At 61.1% G+C, this 19,340-nt stretch carries 17 protein-coding genes; 15 read left to right on the forward strand and 2 right to left on the reverse strand.

Annotated features, from left to right (window positions below):
- Window positions 1-104 precede the first annotated feature (104 nt).
- The 11 genes from BFW87_RS12615 (at window position 105) to BFW87_RS12665 (ending at window position 9,577) form a co-directional block, all read left to right on the forward strand.
- Entirely contained in the window at window positions 105-956 is an 852-nt protein-coding gene (locus BFW87_RS12615; RefSeq protein WP_078740547.1) for a LysR family transcriptional regulator, read from the forward strand.
- 414 nt (window positions 957-1,370) lie between these two features.
- Window positions 1,371-2,192 (forward strand): energy transducer TonB, encoded by an 822-nt coding sequence (locus BFW87_RS12620; protein WP_078740139.1) that lies wholly within the window; start codon window positions 1,371-1,373, stop codon window positions 2,190-2,192.
- Window positions 2,193-2,243: 51 nt separating this feature from the next.
- The gene (locus BFW87_RS12625; RefSeq protein WP_139372437.1) at window positions 2,244-2,966 is read left to right on the forward strand and encodes a MotA/TolQ/ExbB proton channel family protein; all 723 of its coding nucleotides are present in this window, start codon (window positions 2,244-2,246) and stop codon (window positions 2,964-2,966) included.
- Window position 2,967: 1 nt separating this feature from the next.
- A complete protein-coding gene (locus BFW87_RS12630; RefSeq protein ID WP_017136714.1) occupies window positions 2,968-3,369 on the forward strand; it encodes an ExbD/TolR family protein in 402 nt (133 codons plus the stop codon).
- Window positions 3,370-3,687: 318 nt separating this feature from the next.
- The gene (locus tag BFW87_RS12635) at window positions 3,688-4,269 is read left to right on the forward strand and encodes an alpha/beta hydrolase (protein WP_078740141.1); all 582 of its coding nucleotides are present in this window, start codon (window positions 3,688-3,690) and stop codon (window positions 4,267-4,269) included.
- Between the two features lie 50 nt (window positions 4,270-4,319).
- Window positions 4,320-5,246, forward strand: coding sequence for a sigma 54-interacting transcriptional regulator (locus tag BFW87_RS12640; protein WP_078740142.1), 927 nt, complete (start codon window positions 4,320-4,322; stop codon window positions 5,244-5,246).
- A gap of 126 nt (window positions 5,247-5,372) precedes the next feature.
- On the forward strand, window positions 5,373-6,155 hold the full coding sequence (locus tag BFW87_RS12645; RefSeq protein WP_063033612.1) for a MetQ/NlpA family ABC transporter substrate-binding protein: 783 nt from the start codon (window positions 5,373-5,375) through the stop codon (window positions 6,153-6,155).
- 492 nt (window positions 6,156-6,647) lie between these two features.
- On the forward strand, window positions 6,648-7,313 hold the full coding sequence (locus tag BFW87_RS12650) for an amino acid ABC transporter permease (RefSeq protein ID WP_003187615.1): 666 nt from the start codon (window positions 6,648-6,650) through the stop codon (window positions 7,311-7,313).
- Window positions 7,294-7,953 carry an amino acid ABC transporter permease gene (locus BFW87_RS12655; protein ID WP_078740143.1) on the forward strand — a complete coding sequence of 220 codons (660 nt, stop codon included), beginning with the start codon at window positions 7,294-7,296 and terminating at the stop codon, window positions 7,951-7,953. The genes BFW87_RS12650 and BFW87_RS12655 overlap by 20 nt, the downstream gene beginning before the upstream one ends.
- Window positions 7,950-8,726 (forward strand): amino acid ABC transporter ATP-binding protein, encoded by a 777-nt coding sequence (locus BFW87_RS12660; protein ID WP_078740144.1) that lies wholly within the window; start codon window positions 7,950-7,952, stop codon window positions 8,724-8,726. Before BFW87_RS12655 ends, BFW87_RS12660 begins: the two co-directional genes overlap by 4 nt.
- The gene (locus BFW87_RS12665; RefSeq protein ID WP_078740145.1) at window positions 8,723-9,577 is read left to right on the forward strand and encodes a transporter substrate-binding domain-containing protein; all 855 of its coding nucleotides are present in this window, start codon (window positions 8,723-8,725) and stop codon (window positions 9,575-9,577) included. Before BFW87_RS12660 ends, BFW87_RS12665 begins: the two co-directional genes overlap by 4 nt.
- 99 nt (window positions 9,578-9,676) lie before the next feature.
- On the opposite strand, the gene BFW87_RS12670 is transcribed toward BFW87_RS12665, so the two are convergent.
- On the reverse strand, window positions 9,677-10,837 hold the full coding sequence (locus BFW87_RS12670; protein ID WP_078740146.1) for an AAA family ATPase: 1,161 nt from the start codon (window positions 10,835-10,837) through the stop codon (window positions 9,677-9,679).
- A gap of 121 nt (window positions 10,838-10,958) precedes the next feature.
- Here BFW87_RS12670 and BFW87_RS12675 point away from each other — a divergent pair, with 121 nt between their 5' ends.
- The 4 genes from BFW87_RS12675 to BFW87_RS12690 all read left to right on the forward strand — a co-directional run bounded on the left by BFW87_RS12675 (window position 10,959) and on the right by BFW87_RS12690 (window position 18,582).
- Window positions 10,959-12,041, forward strand: a complete 1,083-nt coding sequence (locus BFW87_RS12675; RefSeq protein WP_078740147.1) for an efflux RND transporter periplasmic adaptor subunit — start codon at window positions 10,959-10,961, stop codon at window positions 12,039-12,041.
- Window positions 12,038-13,108: an efflux RND transporter periplasmic adaptor subunit gene (locus BFW87_RS12680; RefSeq protein WP_078740148.1), complete on the forward strand. Its 1,071-nt coding sequence runs from the start codon at window positions 12,038-12,040 to the stop codon at window positions 13,106-13,108. Before BFW87_RS12675 ends, BFW87_RS12680 begins: the two co-directional genes overlap by 4 nt.
- Entirely contained in the window at window positions 13,105-16,164 is a 3,060-nt protein-coding gene (locus tag BFW87_RS12685) for an efflux RND transporter permease subunit (protein WP_078740149.1), read from the forward strand. The genes BFW87_RS12680 and BFW87_RS12685 overlap by 4 nt, the downstream gene beginning before the upstream one ends.
- A 231-nt stretch (window positions 16,165-16,395) precedes the next feature.
- Window positions 16,396-18,582 carry a glycoside hydrolase gene (locus BFW87_RS12690; RefSeq protein WP_078740150.1) on the forward strand — a complete coding sequence of 729 codons (2,187 nt, stop codon included), beginning with the start codon at window positions 16,396-16,398 and terminating at the stop codon, window positions 18,580-18,582.
- A 106-nt stretch (window positions 18,583-18,688) separates the two neighbouring features.
- On the opposite strand, the gene BFW87_RS12695 is transcribed toward BFW87_RS12690, so the two are convergent.
- Entirely contained in the window at window positions 18,689-19,315 is a 627-nt protein-coding gene (locus tag BFW87_RS12695) for a class I SAM-dependent methyltransferase (RefSeq protein WP_078740151.1), read from the reverse strand.
- Window positions 19,316-19,340: the final 25 nt, after the last annotated feature.

Here is a 19,340-nt window from a genome sequence, read left to right on the forward strand (position 1 = left end):
ACGCCCGTTCGACAGAAATGAGTGGGTGAGTATGGGGAGCGGCGCGGGTATTCTGAAATTAAATATAACCATGCCAACCAGTGGTAAACGTGATGGTGATGCCGATGTTCGACCCCGTGTTGTTACGCAGTTTTGTGGCCGTGGTGGACTGCGGCAATTTCACCCGCGCCGCCGAGCGGCTGCACCTGACCCAATCCACCGTGAGCCAGCAGATTCGCCGTCTGGAAGACGCCGTGGCGTGCCAGTTGCTCGACCGCGATCAGCGCCGCGTGGTGCCGACCGCCGAAGGTGAACGCTTGCTGGCCTACGCGCGGCGCATCCTCGCGCTGCATGAAGAAGCCGCCGATGTGCTGATCAATCAGCAAAGCGACGGCGTATTGCGCCTCGGCGTACCGGAAGATTTCGCCGCCGAGCGCCTGATGCCGTTGTTGTCGTCATTTGTGGCGGCCCACCCGCGCGTGCGACTTGAAGTCACCAGCGGCCTCGGCCCGGAACTGCAGCGCCAATACCGGGGCGGCGAGTTCGACGTGCTGCTGGTCAAACAGATGGGCGACAGCGATGACTGCCTGGCCTCCTGGCCGGAACCGCTGTGCTGGGTCGACAGCCGCAGCACGTCGTCGCTGGGGCGAGACCCGCTGCCCTTGGTAGCGTTTCCGGTGGGCGGCTTGTACCGCAATGAAATGCTGCAACACCTGGAAGTCGGCGGTTGGCGCTGGCGCATCGGCTACTCCAGCGCGAGCTTGGCCAGCGTGTGTTCGGCAGTGGCGGCGGGGTTGGGCATCAGTTTGCTGCCGAGGCGAGTGGTGCAGGCTGGGCATGTGATTCTGGATGAAGACAGTGGTTTGCCGTCGGTGCAAGGCGTGCGCCTGGCCTTGTATGGCCGCAGTGGCCTGGGTGCGGCGGGGCAGACATTGCAGCGCCAATTGCTGGATTTGTGTGCAAACAGCCCTGTGTAGATTTTTGCCCCTGGTGCTTTTGTGGCGAGCGGGCTTGTTGTGGCGAGCGGGCTTGCCCCGCGTTGGGCTGCGAAGCGGCCCCAGAAAGCCCCCCCGAAGTGTGTCAGGCATAAGACGTGTGCTCCTTTTAGGGCGGCTTCGCCACCCAACGCGGGGCAAGCCCGCTCGCCACAGTCGATGCCTTTACTGAATATTTTGTATGCCTTTAAAGCATCGAAAAAACGCCGCATCGCGCTAGCCCGCGCAGCTCGTGGCTTTGACGTTTCCGAATATTTCTCTTATTCAATTTAAGTCTATGTATAACTTCAAAGATTACTTTAAGAGATAAGCGTATGGCCCCGATGATTCAGCCCTCGACGGCCGCTCAGGCAGGCCTGTCGGTTTTTTGTTTCAAAAACCGTAGGGAGTGAATCAATGGGCAATGTCCAGACCGCCGCCAGTGCACACGAGGCGCAGTGGCGCCAGGCACCGGGTGGTGAGTTGGTCGACCTTGGCCGGCCGCACCGCGCGCCGTTGGGGCAGCAGCGTTTGCAGCAAGCCCCGAAACGCTTTTCGAGCCGGCGCGAAGGGATTCTGCTGGGGTTGCTGGTGTTGGCCCTGCACGGTGCGGTGATCTATTGGGTGAGCCAGAAGCCGACGCCGGTGCTGCCGATTGTGCCGCCGGAAATTCCACCAATGACCATCGAATTTTCCCAGCCGGCACCGCCGGTGGTTGAACCACCACCGCCTGTGCCGCCGCCACCACCGCCGCCCGTGGTCGAGCCACCGCCGCCGGTGGTGGACGAGTTGGCGGCCAAACCGGCGCCGCCCAAACCGATTCCAAAACCCAAGCCAAAGCCTGTGCCCAAACCCGAGCCCAAGCCCGCCCCTAAACCGGTCGAGCAACCGCCCGCGCCGCCGACGCCAGCACCACCGGCTCCGGCTGCGCCAGCGGCTCCGCCGTCGCCCGCCCCGGTGACACCGGCGTCGGCCAACGCCGCGTACTTGAAGAACCCGGCGCCCGAATACCCGTCACTGGCCCAGCGCCGGGGTTGGGAAGGCACGGTGTTGCTCAGGGTGCATGTGTTGGCCAGCGGCAAACCGGGTGAGATCCAGATTCAGAAAAGCAGCGGTCGCCAGCAACTCGATGACGCCGCACTGACCGCCGTGAAGCGCTGGAGCTTCGTGCCGGCCAAGCAGGGCGACGTGGCCCAGGACGGCTGGGTCAGCGTACCGATCGATTTCAAGATTCACTAACTATTCGGCTGCGGTGTGTTGCACACGCCACGACCTGCACAGAGGGAAAACATCATGGCATTAGCATCTCCACTTGAATCCATCGAAAGCGCGGTGATCTGGCTGCTGGTGGTCTTTTCGGTCGCCACCTGGGGCTTTGCCCTGCTCAAGGGCGTGCAGTTCGGTCGCCTCAAGGCGCAGGATCGCAAATTCCACAAACAGTTTTGGGCGGCGTCGAGTCTCGACGCTGCCGCCGAGGTGGCGCAAACCCAGCCTGGCGCTGCGGCCCGCGTGGCCCTGGCCGGTTATGCCGCGATCCAGGTAGGCGATGCACCGCATGCGGCCGATTTAAGCCAGGCGATCAATCACCAGGACCGTCTTGAGCGCGCCCTGCGTCAGCAGATCGTGCGTGAACGCCGCTCGCTGGAAACCGGCTTGGCCGTCGTCGCCAGTATTGGCAGCACCTCGCCGTTTATCGGCCTGTTCGGCACCGTGTGGGGGATCATGGAAGCGCTGAAGGGGATCAGCGCGGCCGGTTCCGCCAGCCTCGAAACCGTGGCCGGGCCGATCGGTGCGGCACTGGTTGCCACCGGTGTGGGTATCGCCGTCGCGGTGCCGGCGGTGCTGGTCTACAACTACTTCCTGCGTCGTTTGAAGCTGACGGCGGCTGACCTGGACGACTTCGCTCACGACTTCTACAGCCTGGCGCAGAAAAATTCGTTCCGCGTGCTGCTGCACCCGACACTGACCAAAGCCGCTGCCGGTAACCCGCAAAAAGTGAAGGAGGCGTCCTGAGATGGCCTTCTCCACGCAAGACAGTGATGAGGTGCTGAGCGAGATCAACGTCACGCCGCTGGTGGACGTGATGCTGGTGCTGCTGGTGGTGTTTATCGTCACCGCACCGCTGTTGACCAACTCGATTCCGATCAACCTGCCCAAGACCCAGGCCGTGGCCCCGGTGGAGCAGAAAGACCCGCTGGTGGTGAGCATCGACGGCGCCGGCAAACTGTTTATCAACAAGGACGAAATCCAGCCGGACCTGCTGGAATTCAACCTGCAGGCGGCCAAGGCCAAGGACCCGGAAGTGCGGGTTCAACTGCAGGCCGATGATGGAGTGAATTACGGCGAAGTGGCGCGAGCCATGGCGTCTATCGAGCGCGCGGGCATTACCAAGCTGTCGGTGATTACCGCACGTTAAGTTGCAAATGCCTCGACAATTTTTCGGCCGTCTCCTTGGCAGGGTGCGGCCTTTTTTTTTGCCTGAAATCTAAGGCCACACTCCACATTCCGTTCTGAAATGAGGGCAATGTGGGAGGGGGCTTGCTCCCGATGGCGGTGGGTCAGTTGATGAAGAGGCTGGCTGACACACCGTCATCGGGAGCAAGCCCCCTCCCACATTAGATCTTCTGTGCTTTCGAGTTTTTGGTTATTAATAAATAGCTTCTTATTCCTTAACGAATATAAACCTCGTCCCTATACTGGTCAGCAACGTTAAACGCTGCAGGAGGGCACACCCATGCACAGCGAGTCGATTCGTTACCTGATCGTGCCGGGCTGGCAAGGATCGCCAGAAGATCATTGGCAAAGTCACTGGCAGAACAGCCTGCCCAACAGTGCGCGTGTGGAGCAGGCCGACTGGCTGACTCCGCGTCGCGAAGACTGGGTGGCGGCGCTGGCCGAGGCCATCGCGGCTGACAGCACGCCGGTCATCCTTATCGCTCACAGCCTGGGTTGCATCACCGTTGCCCACTGGGCTGCTACCGCGCCGGTACATTTCCTGCGTCAGGTTCGCGGTGCTTTGCTGGTGGCTCCGGCGGATGTGGAACGCCCGGCCTGTGCCCCCGCCTTGCGCAATTTCGCCCCCATTCCGACCCACCTTTTGCCGTTCCCCAGCCAAGTGGTCAGCTCCGACAACGACAGCGCCGTCAGTGCCCCACGGGCCCTGGAGCTGGCGCGCAACTGGGGCGCTGAAGCCGGCATTTTGTCCGGCGCCGGGCATATCAATGTGAAGTCCGGCCACCAGCGCTGGGAGCAGGGTTTTGCTTACCTTTATCGCTTGCAAAACCGCCTTGAGCACCACGCCCGGCGTAGTGCCTGACATTTTTTAAACGCCCCGTCCCTTAAGTGGATTGGGGGCGGGAGCCTGCCATGAGTCTGCATGAAACCTACGGCCAGCCTTTGCTGACCTTTCCCGACGCCGACAAAAGCCCGCTGAGCATCCGCGCCAAGGCGCTGGTGTTCGTCGACCCGCGTTCGCGCCAACTGCGCGAAGACCTGGAAAGCCTCGCGCCGCGCGCCTTGCCCGTGTTGATTCGCGGTGAGACCGGCAGCGGTAAAGAGCTGCTGGCACGGCACATTCACCGTGGCAGTGACCGCACGGGCTTGTTTGTGTCAGTCAATTGCGGCGCCATCAGCCCGACTTACGCCGATGCCGAGTTGTTCGGTTATGCCGCCGGTGCCCACAGCGGCGCGGCCAGCAGCCGCGCCGGATGGTTTGGTTCGGCCAATGGCGGCACCTTGTACCTGGACGAAATCGGCGACTTGCCGTTACCGATCCAGGTCAAGTTGCTTGCCGCGCTGGAGAACCATGAAGTCACCCGCGTCGGCGCCCCTCAGCCAAGCCCGGTGGATGTGCGCCTGGTGGCGGCCACCAGCATCGATCTGGCCCAGGCCGTGGCGGCGGGCAAGTTCAATGAGCGGCTGTTCCATTACCTGAGCGAAGGCCAGCTGGATTTGCCGGCGTTGCGTGAACGCGTTGGCGACATCCTGTCCCTGGCCGAATACTTTCTGGGCATCTACAGCCAGCGCCTGGATTTGCCGGTGCCGCTGATCAGCGATGCGGCGCAGCGTGTGCTGGAACATCACAGCTGGCCGGGCAATACCCGTGAGCTGGAAAACGTCATTCACTTTGCGTTGCTGGTCGGCAGTGGCGACGAGATTCTGCCCGAGCATTTGAATCTGCCGGCAGCAGGTTCGCCGCTGGAGCAGGTGCGGCAGATCTTCGAGCGGGCCAGCCCTGCCGAGCAGGACGTGCTGCGTAAATTCCTGCATGAACAAAATGGAATATCAACGTGAATAAAAGATATTGTTCGGGAATAAAAAATCTAGGTATTGTCCGTTCCACGCCGCGATAGCATTTCGCTGGCACACCACAAAAAAACGGCCGTCAGAGACGACCCGGAATTTCGATAAGGACACTGCATGAAAAAGGTTCTGTTGTTTACCGCACTGGCGGCTGCCCTCACTGCAAGCTTCGCCCAGGCCAACGAGAAACTGGTGGTTGCCGCCACGCCGATCCCGCACGCGGAGATCCTTGAGCTGGTCAAACCGACCCTGGCCAAAGAAGGCGTGGACCTGGAAATCAAAGTCTTCACCGACTACGTTCAGCCAAACGTGCAGGTTGCCGAGAAGCGTCTGGACGCCAACTACTTCCAGACCCTGCCGTACCTGGAAAACTTCAACAAGGGCAAGGGCACCAACCTGGTCACCGTGGTTGGCGTGCACGTTGAACCCTTCGGCGGCTACTCGAAAAAGATCAAGAACATCTCCGAGCTGAAAGATGGCGCCACCGTGGCCATCCCGAACGAAGGCTCCAACAGCGGCCGCGCCCTGTTGCTGCTGCAAAAGGCGGGTGTGATCACCCTGAAAGATCCGACCAATGCCTTGGCTACGCCGAAAGACATTGCCAGCAACCCGAAAAACCTGAAATTCAAAGAGCTGGAATCCGCACTGCTGCCACGCGTACTGGACCAGGTTGACCTGGATTTGATCAACACCAACTACGCCCTGGAAGCCGGCCTGAACCCGGCCAAAGACGCACTGATTATCGAAGACGCGAAGTCGCCGTACGTGAACTTCCTGGTGGCCCGCCCGGACAACAAGGACAGCGACGCGATCCAGAAACTGGCCAAGGCGCTGACCAGCCCGGAAGTCAAAGCATTCATCGAGAAGAAGTACAACGGCGCGGTCGTGCCAGCGTTCTGATGTAACCCAAAACCCCCTTCAAGGTTTGAACGCCGACGGCTTTTATAGCGTCGGCGTTTTTTTATGGCCGCTATTTGGAATGCAATCAAAACTGTGGGAGCTGGCTTGCCTGCGATAGCGGTGCATCAGCCACACACCTGTAACTGACAGACCGCAATCGCAGGCAAGCCAGCTCCCACATTGAACGGTGGCGTGTCAGATAGCGCGGCTATTGATCGCCTTGCGCAACGCCACCAGCCACTTCACCAGCTCCTGCGGATCAATCGGTTTCGCTTCGTTCATGGTTCGATCCCTCGAATCTTTCGACCCCAAGACCATAGCTGCCACCTGTCAAACCCGCGAATCCGGGGGTTATCTTTTTGGGTGATATCAATATTCTATTTGGGTATTTAAATTTTATTTTTTATACCTTTAAAGTTCGCGCTACCCGGCGTTACCCACGCCGGATTGAACTGCGCTCGCTGCATTACCCTGCGGCGTCATGGACGGCAAATGACATTCGATTTCGCATTTATCCTCAGCACCTTGCCGGCGTTTCTCAAAGCCGTGGGGGTGACGCTGCAAGTGGGCCTGATCGCCATTGCCACCTCGTTGCTGGTGGCGCTGATCAACGCCGCGCTGCTGGTGTTTCGCACGCCTTACCTGTCACGCCTGGTGGCGCTGTATGTGGAGCTGGCGCGCAATACGCCGCTGCTGATCCAGTTGTTTTTCGTCTACTTTGCGCTGCCGGCCCTGGGCTTCAATATTTCCGGGTTCTGGGCGGCGATCATTACCATGACCTTCCTCGGCGGCGCCTACCTCACTGAAGTGCTGCGCGCCGGTGTGGAAGCGGTGCCGCTGGCGCAGATCGAGTCGGGCAAGTCCATCGGCCTGTCGGACTGGCAGCTGCTGCGCCATGTGATCCTGCCCCAGGCCGGCATCCTCAGCCTGCCGGCGCTGTTCGCCAATTTCATCTTCCTGCTCAAGGAGACCACCGTGGTCTCTGCCGTGGCGGTGCCGGAGATTCTCTACACCACCAAGAGCTATATCGCCCTGTACTACAAAACCTACGAAATGCTCGCCGTGTTGACGCTGATCTGCGTGCTGCTGTTTTTGCCGCTGTCGTTGCTGCTCAGCCGCCTGGAAAGGAGGCTCCAGCATGGCCAGTTCGGGTCTTGAATTGCTCTGGGTGTCGTTGCCGCAACTGGGCAAGGGCGCTGCGCAAACCCTGTCGATTTCATTTCTGAGTATCGCGTTCAGCACCGTTGGCGGTGTGTTGTATGGCGTGCTGCGGACTTTGAACAACCGGCTGATCAACGGCGTGCTGCGGGTTTACCTGGAGCTGTTCCGGGCGATCCCGGTGCTGGTGTGGTTGTACCTGTTGTTTTTCGGCCTGCCGATTTTCTTTGGCCTGAGCATTCCGAGTTTCTGGTGCGCGGTGCTGGTGCTGTCGTTGTGGGGCGCCAGTGAAGTGGGCGAGGTGGTGCGCGGCGCGTTGCATTCGCTGCCACGCGGTCAGCGTGAAGCGGGCTTGTCGATTGGCTTATCGGACCCGCAACTCTACGGCTACGTATTGCTGCCTCAGGCGCTGAAACGCATGACCCCGCCGACCATCAACGTCTACACACGCATCATCAAAACCAGCTCGCTCGCCGTGCTGATCGGCGTGGTGGACGTGATCAAGGTCGGCCAGCAAATCATCGAACGCACCTACGAGTCGGTACTGATCTACGGCGTGCTGTTCCTGTTTTTCTTCTTTATCTGCTACCCGTTGTCGGCCGCCTCCAAGGTGCTGGAACGGCGCTGGGCCCAAGCATGAGCGCATTGATCGAGTTTCAGGGTTTCAACAAATTCTTTGGCGAGGCGCAGGTGCTCAAGGGCATCGACCTGAGCGTGCAAAGTGGCGAAGTGGTGGTGATCCTCGGCCCCAGCGGCTGCGGCAAAAGCACCTTGCTGCGTTGCTTGAATGGGCTGGAAGTCGCCCACAGCGGCAGCCTGCGCTTTGCCGGCAAGGAGCTGCTGGACAAGCGCACCGACTGGCGCAAGGTGCGCCAGGACGTGGGCATGGTGTTCCAGAGTTATCACCTGTTCCCGCACATGAGCGTGCTCGACAACATCCTGCTCGGCCCGCTGAAAGTGCAAAAACGCGAACCGCGTGAAGCGCGTGCCCAAGCCGAAAAATTGCTGGAGCGCGTGGGCCTGGCCGACAAGCGCGACGCCTTCCCGCGTCAGCTCTCGGGAGGCCAGCAGCAACGCATCGCCATCGTCCGTTCGTTGTGCATGAACCCTCAGGTCATGCTATTTGACGAGGTCACCGCCGCCCTCGACCCGGAAATGGTCAAGGAAGTGCTGGAGGTAATCCAGGGCCTGGCCCGCGATGGCATGACCTTGCTGATCGTTACCCATGAAATGGCCTTCGCCCGCGCCGTCGCTGACCGCGTGGTGTTTATGGAGGCTGGCCGCATCCTCGAACACAACACCCCCGAGGCATTCTTTACGAACCCGCAGACCGCACGCGCGCAGCAGTTTCTGGAGAAGTTCTCCTTTGTTTCAACACTGCCCAAGAAAACCAAGGAACTGGAGCTGCTATGAAAAAGTTACTGCTGCCACTGTTTGCCGTCGCCTTGCTGGCCGGCTGCGATAAAAAGGCCGAAGAGCCTGCAAAACCCGCGGCCGCTGCTGCGAGCTATATCGATAAAATCAAGGCGCGCGACAAGCTGATCGTCGGCGTCTTCACCGACAAACCGCCGTTCGGCTTTGTGAATGAAGCCGGCCGCTACGTCGGTTTTGATACTGATATCGGCCGTCAATTCGCCAAGGATTTGTTGGGCGATGAAAACAAAGTCGAGTTCGTCGCGGTTGAACCGGCCAGCCGTATTCCGTTCCTGCAAAGCGACAAGGTCGATTTGATCCTCGCCAACATGACCGTGACGCCGGAGCGTAAGGAAGCGGTGGACTTCACCAACCCCAACCTGAAAGTAGCGGTGCAGGCCCTGGTGCCGAACGGCAGCGCGGTGAAAAACCTGGATGACCTGGCCACCCGCACCACCATCGTCACCACCGGCACCACCGCCGACATCTGGCTGACCAAGAACCACCCGGACTGGAAACTGCTCAAGTTCGAGAAAAACTCCGAGTCGCTGCAAGCGCTGTCAGCTGGCCGTGGTGATGCGTATGCGCAAGACAATCTGGTGCTGTTCAGCTGGGCCAAGCAGAACCCGGGCTACCGCGTGCTGGAAGAGAAGCTGGGCGATGAAGCGCCGATCGCGCCGGCGGTGAAGAAGGGCAACATTGAACTGCGCGACTGGGTGAATGCCGAGTTGGCGAAGTTGGGTGAAGAGAAGTTTCTGCTCAAGCTGTACGACCAATATGTGCGTAAAGAGCTGAGCGATGACACCAAGCCTGAGAGTGTGATTGTTGAAGGCGGCAAGTGGCAGGGCTGAAATAGCTATCGCAGGCAAGCCAGCTCCCACATTTGAAGGTATTCACAAATCAAAATGTGGGAGCGGGCTTGCCCGCGATGAGGCCGGCTCAGGCACCGACTATTCCGGCCAATGCCACGCCGGCGCATCCAGAATCCCCTGCCCAACTATTTGGGTTTCCCCCAGCACCTTCTCCAACACAATCGAATTACACCCCTCATCCTGCTCCAGCGCCGCAATCAACCGGCTCGCATGCGACACCACCCACACCTGGCACTGCATGGACGCCTGAATAATCAGCCGCGCCAATGCCGGCAGCAAATCCGGGTGCAAGCTGGTTTCCGGCTCGTTCAGCACCATCATCGTCGGCGGCCTCGGCGTCAGCAGCGCCGCGATCAGCAACAAATAACGCAACGTCCCGTCCGACAGCTCCGCCGCCGACAACGGCCGCAGCAAGCCCTCCTGATAAAACTCAATCGCAAAGCGCCCGCCCTGCAAGGGCTGGATGTTCAGTCGCGCACCGGGAAACGCGTCACTCACCGCCCGCTGCAACGCCTCCGGGTCGCCGATTTCGCGAATGGTCTGCAACGCCGCCGCCAAGTCCCGCCCATCGTGGTGCAGCACCGGCGTGCGCGTGCCCAATTGCGGCTGGCGTACCGGCGCGTCCACGTCGCTGCGAAAGTGATCATAAAAGCGCCAGCCGCGAATGCTCTCACGCAGCAACAGCACCTCCGGCGAGCCGCGCATACTGCCGACCTGGTCGAACAGGCTGTTGTAATTCGGTGTGTGCTGGGCGAGGACGTCCCAGGCACGGCCTTCGCGGGCGCGCACCATAGGGCCGGAGCGCTGCACCAGCAGGCTGGCCGGGCGGTAGATATGCCCGGCCCAGATGCATTCCTTTTTTACCTCCGGGTCCAGGGAGAAGTACGACTGGCTGGGCTCGGGCAGCCCCAACGAGATGGCATAGCTGAAATCTTCCCCGGCAAACCCCAGACGCAGACGCTTGACGCCCTGGCGCACGCTGGACTCAATCGGCACCTCGCCATTGCGCATGCGCCGGGTGATGGTTTCCGGCCCGGCCCAGAACGTCGAATCCAGCCCACCTTCACGGGCCAGCGCGTTGATCACCCCGCCCTGGGCGGTCTCGGCCAGCAAACGCAGGGCGCGGTACAAGTTGGACTTGCCACTGCCATTGGGCCCGGTGATCAGGTTCAACCGGTCCAGCGGCACCACCAATTTGTTGATCGAGCGGTAATTGGCCACCGCGAGGGTTTTGAGCATGTGTATTCAGTCGGTGTGGGAACCTTCGGAGTATGGGATCCTCCCTGCAGATAAGGAACCCTGATCTAAGCTCACAGTCGCATACACACTGGCAAGTCGGCATCACGCAAAAGGAGCCTGCATGGGCGGTCGGACTATCACACTTATCTTCGGACTTGGCCTACTGACGCTGTTGAGCGGCTGTGGCGAGAAAAAGGCCGAACCCAAAGAGCATTCACGGGTGTTTGTGCAGACCGTGCAGTCGGCGGACTTTGCCGCAGCGGTCACGCTCACGGGCGATATTCAGGCCCGCGTACAAACCGATTTGTCCTTCCGCGTAGGCGGCAAGATCATCCAGCGCATGGTGGATGTGGGCGACCGCGTGAGCGCCAAGCAAGTGCTGGCCAAGCTTGACCCGAAGGATTTGCAGACCAACGTCGACTCCGCCCAGGCCCAGGTCGTGGCTGAACAGGCGCGGGTCAAACAGACGGCCGCTGCCTTCGTGCGCCAGGAAAAGCTCCTGCCCAAGGGTTACACCAGCCGCAGCGAATACGATTCCGCCCAGGCCGCGTTGCGCAGTAGCCAAAGCGCTCTGGCCGCCGCTCAGGCACAATTGGCTAACGCCCGCGAACAGCTCGGGTACACCTCGCTGATTGCCGACGCGCCGGGGATTATTACCGCGCGTCAGGCCGAAGTTGGCCAAGTGGTGCAGGCCACGGTGCCGATTTTCAGCCTGGCCCGCGATGGCGAGCGCGATGCGGTGTTCAACGTCTATGAGTCGTTGCTGGTCGAGCCGCCACCGGATGCGCCGATCACCGTGAGCCTGCTGGATAACCCGAGCATCAAGGCGGTGGGCAAGGTCCGCGAAGTGACCCCGGCCGTGGCGGCCAATACCGGTACCGTCCAGGTCAAAATCGCCCTGCAAAGCCTGCCCAAAGGCATGGAGCTGGGCTCGGTGGTGAGCGCCACCGCCAATGGCCCGGCCAAGGCCAGTATCGAGCTGCCGTGGGCGGCGCTGACCAAAGACCTCAGCGAACCCGCCGTGTGGCTGATCGACGGCGATGGCAAGGCGCAACTGCACAAGGTCACCGTGGCGCGCTACCTCACCGGCAAAGTCATTATTGGCGACGGCCTCAAAGGCGGCGAAAAAGTGGTGGTGGCCGGTGGGCAGTTGCTGCACCCGGGCATGATCGTCGAAATCGCCGACAGAGGAGCCCAGCCATGAAGCGCCTGACGGTATTGCTTGCCGCCAGCCTGTTGCTGGCCGCGTGCTCCAAGGAAGAACCGCCACCGGAGCCCGTGCGCCCGGTGTTGTCGATGGAAGTGAAGTCCGAAGACCAGGAAAACCTTGGCCGCTTCGCCGGTACGATTCAGGCCCGCTACGAAAGCAATCTGGGGTTCCGCGTGCCCGGCCGCATCGCTCGCCGCGCGGTGGACGTGGGTGCGGAAGTCGAGAAGGGCGCGTTGCTTGCCGTCCTCGACCCCACTGATCAACAAAACCAGCTGCGCTCAGCCCAAGGTGACCTTGCCCGCGTGCAGGCGCAGTTCATCAACGCCCAAGCCAATGCCCGCCGTCAGCAGGAGTTGTTCAACCGTGGCGTCGGCGCCCAGGCGCAGCTGGACATTGCCCAGACCGACCTGAAAACCACCCAGGCGACCCTCGACCAAGCCAAGGCCTCGGTCAACCAGGCCAAGGACCAACTCAACTACGCCGAATTGCGCACCGACCATGCCGGTATTGTCACCGCCTGGAACGCCGAGGCCGGCCAGGTGGTCAGCGCCGGCCAGCAAGTGGTGACCCTGGCGCGCCCGGACATCAAGGAAGCGGTGATCGACCTGCCCGCCGGCCTCGCCGAACGCCTGCCGCCGGACGTAGTGTTTCTGGTCGCCGGGCAGCTCGACCCGAGCGTTAACACCACCGCCATCGTGCGCGAGATCGAACCCCAGGCCCAAAGCGCCACGCGCACCCGCCGCGCCCGCCTGACCCTGGCCGAGACGCCTGCCGCGTTTCGCCTCGGTACGGCGATCAGCGTGACCTTGAGCACCGCCATCGCGCCGCGCATCGAACTGCCGGTCAGCGCCTTGCAGGAGGTCGACGGCAAAACGCGCATCTGGATTCTCGACACCCAAAGCCAGACCGTGCAGCCGCGCGACGTCACGGTCATCAGCCGTGACGCCGACAGCGCGCTGCTCAATGGCGGCGTCAAGCCCGGCGAGCGCATCGTGACCGCTGGCGTGAACAGCCTGAAACCTGGGCAAAAAGTCAAAATCGACGAGGGCAGCCCGCGATGAAAGGGAGCTTCAACTTATCCGACTGGGCCCTCAAGCATCAGTCCTTCGTCTGGTACCTGATGTTCGTCGCGCTGCTGATGGGCGTGTTTTCGTACATGAACCTGGGCCGCGAGGAGGACCCTTCGTTCACCATCAAAACCATGGTCATCCAGACCCGCTGGCCGGGCGCGACCCAGGAGGAAACCCTTAAGCAGGTCACCGACCGCATCGAGAAGAAACTCGAAGAGCTGGATTCCCTCGACTACGTGAAAAGCTACACCCGGCCGGGTGAGTCCACGGTGTTTGTGTTCCTCAAGGACACCACCAGCGCCAAGGCCATCCCGGAGATCTGGTACCAGGTACGCAAGAAGATCGACGACATACGCGGCACCTTCCCCCAGGGGCTTCAGGGACCGTCGTTCAACGATGAGTTCGGTGACGTGTTCGGCTCGGTGTACGCCTTTACCGGCGACGGCCTGTCGATGCGCCAGCTGCGCGACTACGTAGAGCAGGTGCGCGCCGAGATTCGTTCGGTGCCGGGCCTGGGCAAGGTCGAGATGATCGGCCAGCAGGATGAAGTGATTTACCTGAACTTCTCCACGCGCAAACTTGCAGCATTGGGGATTGATCAGCGTCAGGTCGTGCAAAGCCTGCAATCGCAAAACGCGGTGACGCCCGCCGGGGTGATCGAGGCCGGGCCGGAGCGGATTTCGGTGCGCACCTCGGGGCAGTTTGCCTCCGAGAAAGACCTGGCAAACGTCAACCTGCGGCTCAACGACCGCTTCTATCGCTTGGCGGACATTGCTGAAATCAGCCGTGGCTACGTCGACCCGTCGCGGCCCATGTTCCGCTTCAACGGCAAACCGGCGATTGGCTTGGCGATTGCGATGCAGAAGGGCGGCAATATTCAGTCCTTCGGCAAGGCCCTGCACACCCGCATGGACGAGCTGACCGCCGACCTGCCGGTGGGCGTGGGCGTGCATAAAGTGTCCGATCAGGCCGAAGTGGTGGAAAAGGCGGTCGGCGGCTTTACCGGCGCATTGTTTGAAGCGGTGATCATCGTGCTGGTGGTGAGTTTTATCAGCCTCGGCATGCGCGCCGGGCTGGTGGTGGCGTGCTCGATTCCGTTGGTGCTGGCGCTGGTGTTTGTGTTTATGGAATACAGCGGCATCACCATGCAGCGGGTGTCGCTGGGCGCGTTGATCATCGCACTCGGGTTGTTGGTGGACGACGCGATGATCACCGTCGAGATGATGATCACGCGCCTGGAAAAAGGCGAAACCAAGGAACAGGCGGCGACCTTCGCCTACACCTCGACGGCCTTCCCGATGCTCACCGGTACGCTGGTGACCGTGGCCGGGTTTGTGCCGATTGGCCTCAACGCCAGCTCGGCGGGCGAGTACACCTTCACCCTGTTCGCGGTGATCGCCGTGGCGATGCTGGTGTCGTGGGTGGTGGCCGTGTTGTTTGCGCCGGTAATCGGCGTGCACATCCTCAGCGCCAACGTGAAGCCGCACAACAACGAGCCGGGGCGCATCGGGCGTGCCTTTAACGGCGGCATGTTGTGGGCCATGCGTAACCGCTGGTGGGCGATCGGTATCACCGTCGGGTTGTTTGTGGCGTCGGTGTTCTCGATGCAGTTTGTGCAGAACCAGTTCTTTCCGTCGTCGGACCGCCCGGAGATTCTGGTGGACCTGAACCTGCCGCAAAACGCCTCGATCAACGAAACCCGCAAAGCCGTCGACCGCCTCGAGGCGATCATCAAGGATGACCCGGACATTGCGCGCTGGAGCACCTATATCGGCCAGGGTGCGATTCGTTTCTACCTGCCCCTCGACCAGCAACTGGAAAACCCGTACTACGCGCAACTGGTCATCGTGAGTAAAGGCCTGGAAGAGCGCGGCGCTCTGATCGCGCGCCTGCAAAAGCGCTTGCGCGATGACTTTGTCGGCATCGGCAGCTACGTGCAGCCGCTGGAAATGGGCCCGCCGGTGGGCCGTCCGATTCAGTACCGCGTCTCGGGCAAAGACACTGACCAAGTGCGCAAACACGCTATCGAACTGGCCACCTTGCTCGATCAAAACACCCACTTGGGCGAGATCATTTACGACTGGAACGAGCCGGGTAAAGTGCTGCGTATCGACATCGCCCAGGACAAGGCGCGGCAGCTCGGGCTGTCGTCCGAAGACGTGGCGCAATTGATGAACAGCGTGGTCAGTGGTGCTTCGGTGACCCAGGTGCACGACGATATCTACCTGATCAACGTGGTCGGGCGCGCCGAAGATGCCGAGCGTGGTACGCCGGAAACCCTGCAGAACCTGCAGATCGTCACGCCCAACGGCACTTCGATTCCGCTGCTGGCCTTCGCCACCGTGCGCTATGAGCTGGAGCAGCCGCTGGTGTGGCGCCGCGACCGCAAGCCGACCATCACCATCAAGGCCTCGGTGCGCGATGAAATGCAGCCCACGGATCTGGTGAAACAGCTGGCGCCAACCATCGACAAATTCAACGCCGAGCTGCCAGTGGGTTACAAGGTCGCCACCGGTGGTACCGTCGAAGAAAGCGGCAAGGCCCAGGGCCCGATTGCCAAGGTGGTGCCGTTGATGCTGTTCCTGATGGCGACCTTCCTGATGATTCAGCTGCACAGTGTGCAGAAGATGTTCCTGGTGGCGAGTGTTGCGCCGCTGGGCTTGATTGGCGTGGTGCTGGCGCTGATCCCCACGGGTACGCCGATGGGCTTTGTGGCGATCCTTGGGATTCTGGCGCTGATCGGTATCATCATCCGTAACTCGGTGATTCTGGTGACGCAGATCGACGCCTACGAGCGCGACGGCTACACACCGTGGGATGCGGTGGTGGAAGCGACTGAGCATCGGCGCCGGCCTATCCTGCTGACGGCGGCAGCGGCCAGTTTGGGCATGATCCCGATTGCCCGCGAAGTGTTCTGGGGACCGATGGCGTACGCGATGATTGGCGGGATCATCATTGCGACGTTGCTGACGTTGCTGTTTTTGCCTGCGCTGTACGTGGCCTGGTACAAGATTCGCGAGCCGAAGCAGGAGCCTCAGGCTGAATGAAATCCAAAAACTGTGGGAGCGGGCTTGCCCGCGATAGCGGTGTGTCAGGCAACAAACCTGTTACTGACAGACCGCCATCGCGGGCAAGTCGAATCGTCGCACCGCCGCTCCCACAGTTTTGATCTGCATACGCCTCAGGGGATGTACGAAACTTCCTGAAATAGCTTGTGCCCCTCCGGCAAGCCATCAAGTGTCTTACCCTCGACCACCCTTGCACACAGGTCGACCCCCATGATTTCCCTGCGCCATGTTCTCCTGGTCTGCGGCTTATTGCTCTCACCGATCACCTCGGCAGCCTTGCTGGAAAACGCCTTGTGGCGTATCGAACTCGACCCCGCCACGCTGGCCCTGCGCGCCACGCCTGCCGGTGAAGCCCCGGTGCAGGCCTCCAGCGGCGTTGCTGCGCATTCCGTCAGCGATCTGCAGTCCAGCGCCGAACAGGCCACCTGGCAATGGGACGACGGCGCCTATCGCCTCACCGCCCGCCTTGAGAGACACGACCTTTCCCTGACCATCACCGCACGCGAGTCGGGCGAGTTGCCGCTGCTGCATCAACCCGCTGAGGCCATGGGCAAAGGCTTGATCTGGCCCTTGGCCGAAGGGCATTACGTACCCGCCGACAACCCGGTATGGAAGGCGTTTTTGCTGGAGCAGGGCGAACTCAACACCACACAAGACCTCAGCCTGCCGCTGTGGGGCGTGGACCATGGCCGCTTCACGTTGAACTGGTTGCTGACCAATCCTTATAACAACCGCTTGCAGTGGCAAGCCGAGGGCAAGGGCCTGGCGCTGTCCGTGGCTCACGAATTCACCCGTCTTGACCCCACTGCCCCGATGACATTGCGCCTGCATCTGGGCGCTGCCGACCCTTTGGTGGGGGCCAAGCGTTACCGCGACTGGCGGGTGGAGCAGGGCCGTTATGAACCTCTGGCGGACAAGCTGCGCCAGACGCCAGAGGCGCAGAAGTTGCTGGGTGCCAGCCATGTTTATCTATGGGGCAATGATTTGCTGGCCCTGAAGGATGTGCGTGATTGGCCCAAGCTGGTCATGTTGCTGCGCGCCAATGAACTCAAGGGCCTGCTGGACAAGGAGTCCACACAGGTCCTGAAACAGACCTCTGCGCTCAATCGCTATGAGCAGACCGTGCTGCTGCGCGGCCTCAATGCTGCGATCAACAAAAAGGCGCGGCAGGCTTGGCAGGTCGACGAGCCAGACCCGGCCCGGCTTGCCGCCCGTTATGGTGAGCTGCGCGGTGAACTGGCTGTCGAATTTGCCGGCGCCCTGAGCGACAACCCTGAAAATTGGGGCAGCGAGGTCATTCAATCCCTGAAAGCCGCTGGGCTCCAACGCTTGCTGGTGACGTTGGGCGAAGGCTGGGAAGGCGGGCTCTGGCACCCGGAAGCGATCCGCAGCGGCGTCGACGCGGGCTACCTGATGGCGCCCTACGACTCCTATGAAACGGCGTTATCCGCCACCGAAAATCCGGATTGGACCACCGCCCATCTGGGCAGCAACGCCTATCGCAACTGCGCCATCGTGCTCAAGGACGGCAAACTGAAAACCGGCTTCCAGCAGTCCGGCCACTACACCGACCCGCGCTGCGTAAGGCCTTTGCTGGAAGCCCGAGTGAAGGCGGTGCAAGCCAGGGCCGGTTTCAACGCCTGGTTCCTCGATGCTTACGCCACCGCGATGGTATTCGACAGCTACCGCGACGGCGCGCCAATGACCCAGGCGCAGAATGCCGAAGGCAATATCGACGCGTCCCGCTGGCTCAACATCGCGCTCAAGCTGCCGGCCGGTTCTGAAGACGGCAACGCGATCACCGCCCAGGGCATTCTGTTTGCCCATGGCATGCAGACGCCGGTGTTGGGTTGGGGGGATCGGGAAATGACGAAGGACAAACAGTCGCCTTATTACGTTGGCAACTGGTACCCGCCCGAGCAGCCTGCGGTGTTCTTCAAACCCGTGCCGCTGAAAGAGCCCTTTCGCACGGTGTATTTTGACCCGGCGATGCGCCTGCCGCTGTATCAGGCGGTTTTCCATGGTTCGGTGATTACCACCCACCACTGGCTGTTCGACAGCCTTAAATTGAGCAATGTGCAGGCTGAAAACGAACTGACCCAACTGCTCTATAACGTGCCGCCGCTTTACCACTTGAGTGCTGCGACGGTTAAGCAACGGCTGCCGGTGATTCAGCGTCAGGATGCTTTTTTTCGTCCGCTGCATCAGCGCCTGGCGACTCAGGAAATGACCGGGTTTCGTTGGCTGACAGCCGATCGGCAAGTGCAGGAGACCACGTTTACCGATGGCACGCGGTTGGTGGCGAACTTTGCCGCCGGGGAAAAATCAGGCTACGCCGGGCGTAGTGTGACGGCGTTCGTGGCGGGTGAAAAACCGGCGGTGTATGAAGTGGATTAGTGCTGCCCTTAAGACCTTCGCGAGCAAGCCCGCTCCCACATTTGGAATGCATTCCAAATGTGGGAGCGGGCTTGCTCGCGAAGACGTCAGACCAGACAACCAATATCTATAATTTGCGCCACACACTCGCCAACCAAGGCTGCTGCTCCCGAGGCAACCCGGCCGGTCGGTAGTAATGCTCCAACTCCACAAACCCCGCCTCGGTCAGCAGCGCCTGCCAAGTCGCAAGGTCGTGATACGACCCATACCGTGGCCCATTCCAACCCTCCTGGTTCTCACCCCGAGGGTTCGAACTGAACAACACCCCACCCGGCTTCAGCGCACCATGCAACTCGTTGAGCACACGCGGCAACTCCTGCTTGGGAATATGAAACAGCACCGCATTGGCAAACACCCCGTCAAAGCGCCCGGCAGGCAGATCCAGCTTCAAAAAGTCCTGCTGCAGCACCTCACAACCGCTGTCTTCGCGCGCCATCTGCGCAAACCGCTCCGAGCCATCGAGCCCGACCGCAACGTGGCCCATGCGCGTAAACGTCTGCAAATCCCGCCCCGGCCCGCAGCCGAAATCCAGCACGGTAAACGGCGCAGTGCCCTGGATATGCCGTAGCAAGGCGTCGATGTTCTGACTCACATCGTGGTCGCGGGTGCCTTCGCGGAAGTCCTCGGCCACCTTGTTGTAATGGCCGAGGGTGGCGGAGGTGATTTGGTTAAGGTCGTCGGGCTTGAGGGTCATGACGGGAGCTACCGGTTTTTTCGAT

Source organism: Pseudomonas fluorescens, from assembly GCF_002022275.1.
Lineage (GTDB): Bacteria > Pseudomonadota > Gammaproteobacteria > Pseudomonadales > Pseudomonadaceae > Aquipseudomonas > Aquipseudomonas fluorescens_AJ.

Excerpts from the sequence above, each read along its gene's own strand:
- BFW87_RS12615 (WP_078740547.1), top strand. The coding sequence starts at position 105 with ATGTTCGACCCCGTGTTGTTACGCAGTTTTGTGGCCGTGGTGGACTGC.
- BFW87_RS12620 (WP_078740139.1), top strand. The coding sequence starts at position 1,371 with ATGGGCAATGTCCAGACCGCCGCCAGTGCACACGAGGCGCAGTGGCGC.
- BFW87_RS12630 (WP_017136714.1), top strand. The coding sequence starts at position 2,968 with ATGGCCTTCTCCACGCAAGACAGTGATGAGGTGCTGAGCGAGATCAAC.
- BFW87_RS12635 (WP_078740141.1), top strand. The coding sequence starts at position 3,688 with ATGCACAGCGAGTCGATTCGTTACCTGATCGTGCCGGGCTGGCAAGGA.
- BFW87_RS12640 (WP_078740142.1), top strand. The coding sequence starts at position 4,320 with ATGAGTCTGCATGAAACCTACGGCCAGCCTTTGCTGACCTTTCCCGAC.
- BFW87_RS12645 (WP_063033612.1), top strand. The coding sequence starts at position 5,373 with ATGAAAAAGGTTCTGTTGTTTACCGCACTGGCGGCTGCCCTCACTGCA.
- BFW87_RS12650 (WP_003187615.1), top strand. The coding sequence starts at position 6,648 with ATGACATTCGATTTCGCATTTATCCTCAGCACCTTGCCGGCGTTTCTC.
- BFW87_RS12655 (WP_078740143.1), top strand. The coding sequence starts at position 7,294 with ATGGCCAGTTCGGGTCTTGAATTGCTCTGGGTGTCGTTGCCGCAACTG.
- BFW87_RS12660 (WP_078740144.1), top strand. The coding sequence starts at position 7,950 with ATGAGCGCATTGATCGAGTTTCAGGGTTTCAACAAATTCTTTGGCGAG.
- BFW87_RS12665 (WP_078740145.1), top strand. The coding sequence starts at position 8,723 with ATGAAAAAGTTACTGCTGCCACTGTTTGCCGTCGCCTTGCTGGCCGGC.
- BFW87_RS12670 (WP_078740146.1), bottom strand. The coding sequence starts at position 10,837 with ATGCTCAAAACCCTCGCGGTGGCCAATTACCGCTCGATCAACAAATTG.
- BFW87_RS12675 (WP_078740147.1), top strand. The coding sequence starts at position 10,959 with ATGGGCGGTCGGACTATCACACTTATCTTCGGACTTGGCCTACTGACG.
- BFW87_RS12680 (WP_078740148.1), top strand. The coding sequence starts at position 12,038 with ATGAAGCGCCTGACGGTATTGCTTGCCGCCAGCCTGTTGCTGGCCGCG.
- BFW87_RS12685 (WP_078740149.1), top strand. The coding sequence starts at position 13,105 with ATGAAAGGGAGCTTCAACTTATCCGACTGGGCCCTCAAGCATCAGTCC.
- BFW87_RS12690 (WP_078740150.1), top strand. The coding sequence starts at position 16,396 with ATGATTTCCCTGCGCCATGTTCTCCTGGTCTGCGGCTTATTGCTCTCA.
- BFW87_RS12695 (WP_078740151.1), bottom strand. The coding sequence starts at position 19,315 with ATGACCCTCAAGCCCGACGACCTTAACCAAATCACCTCCGCCACCCTC.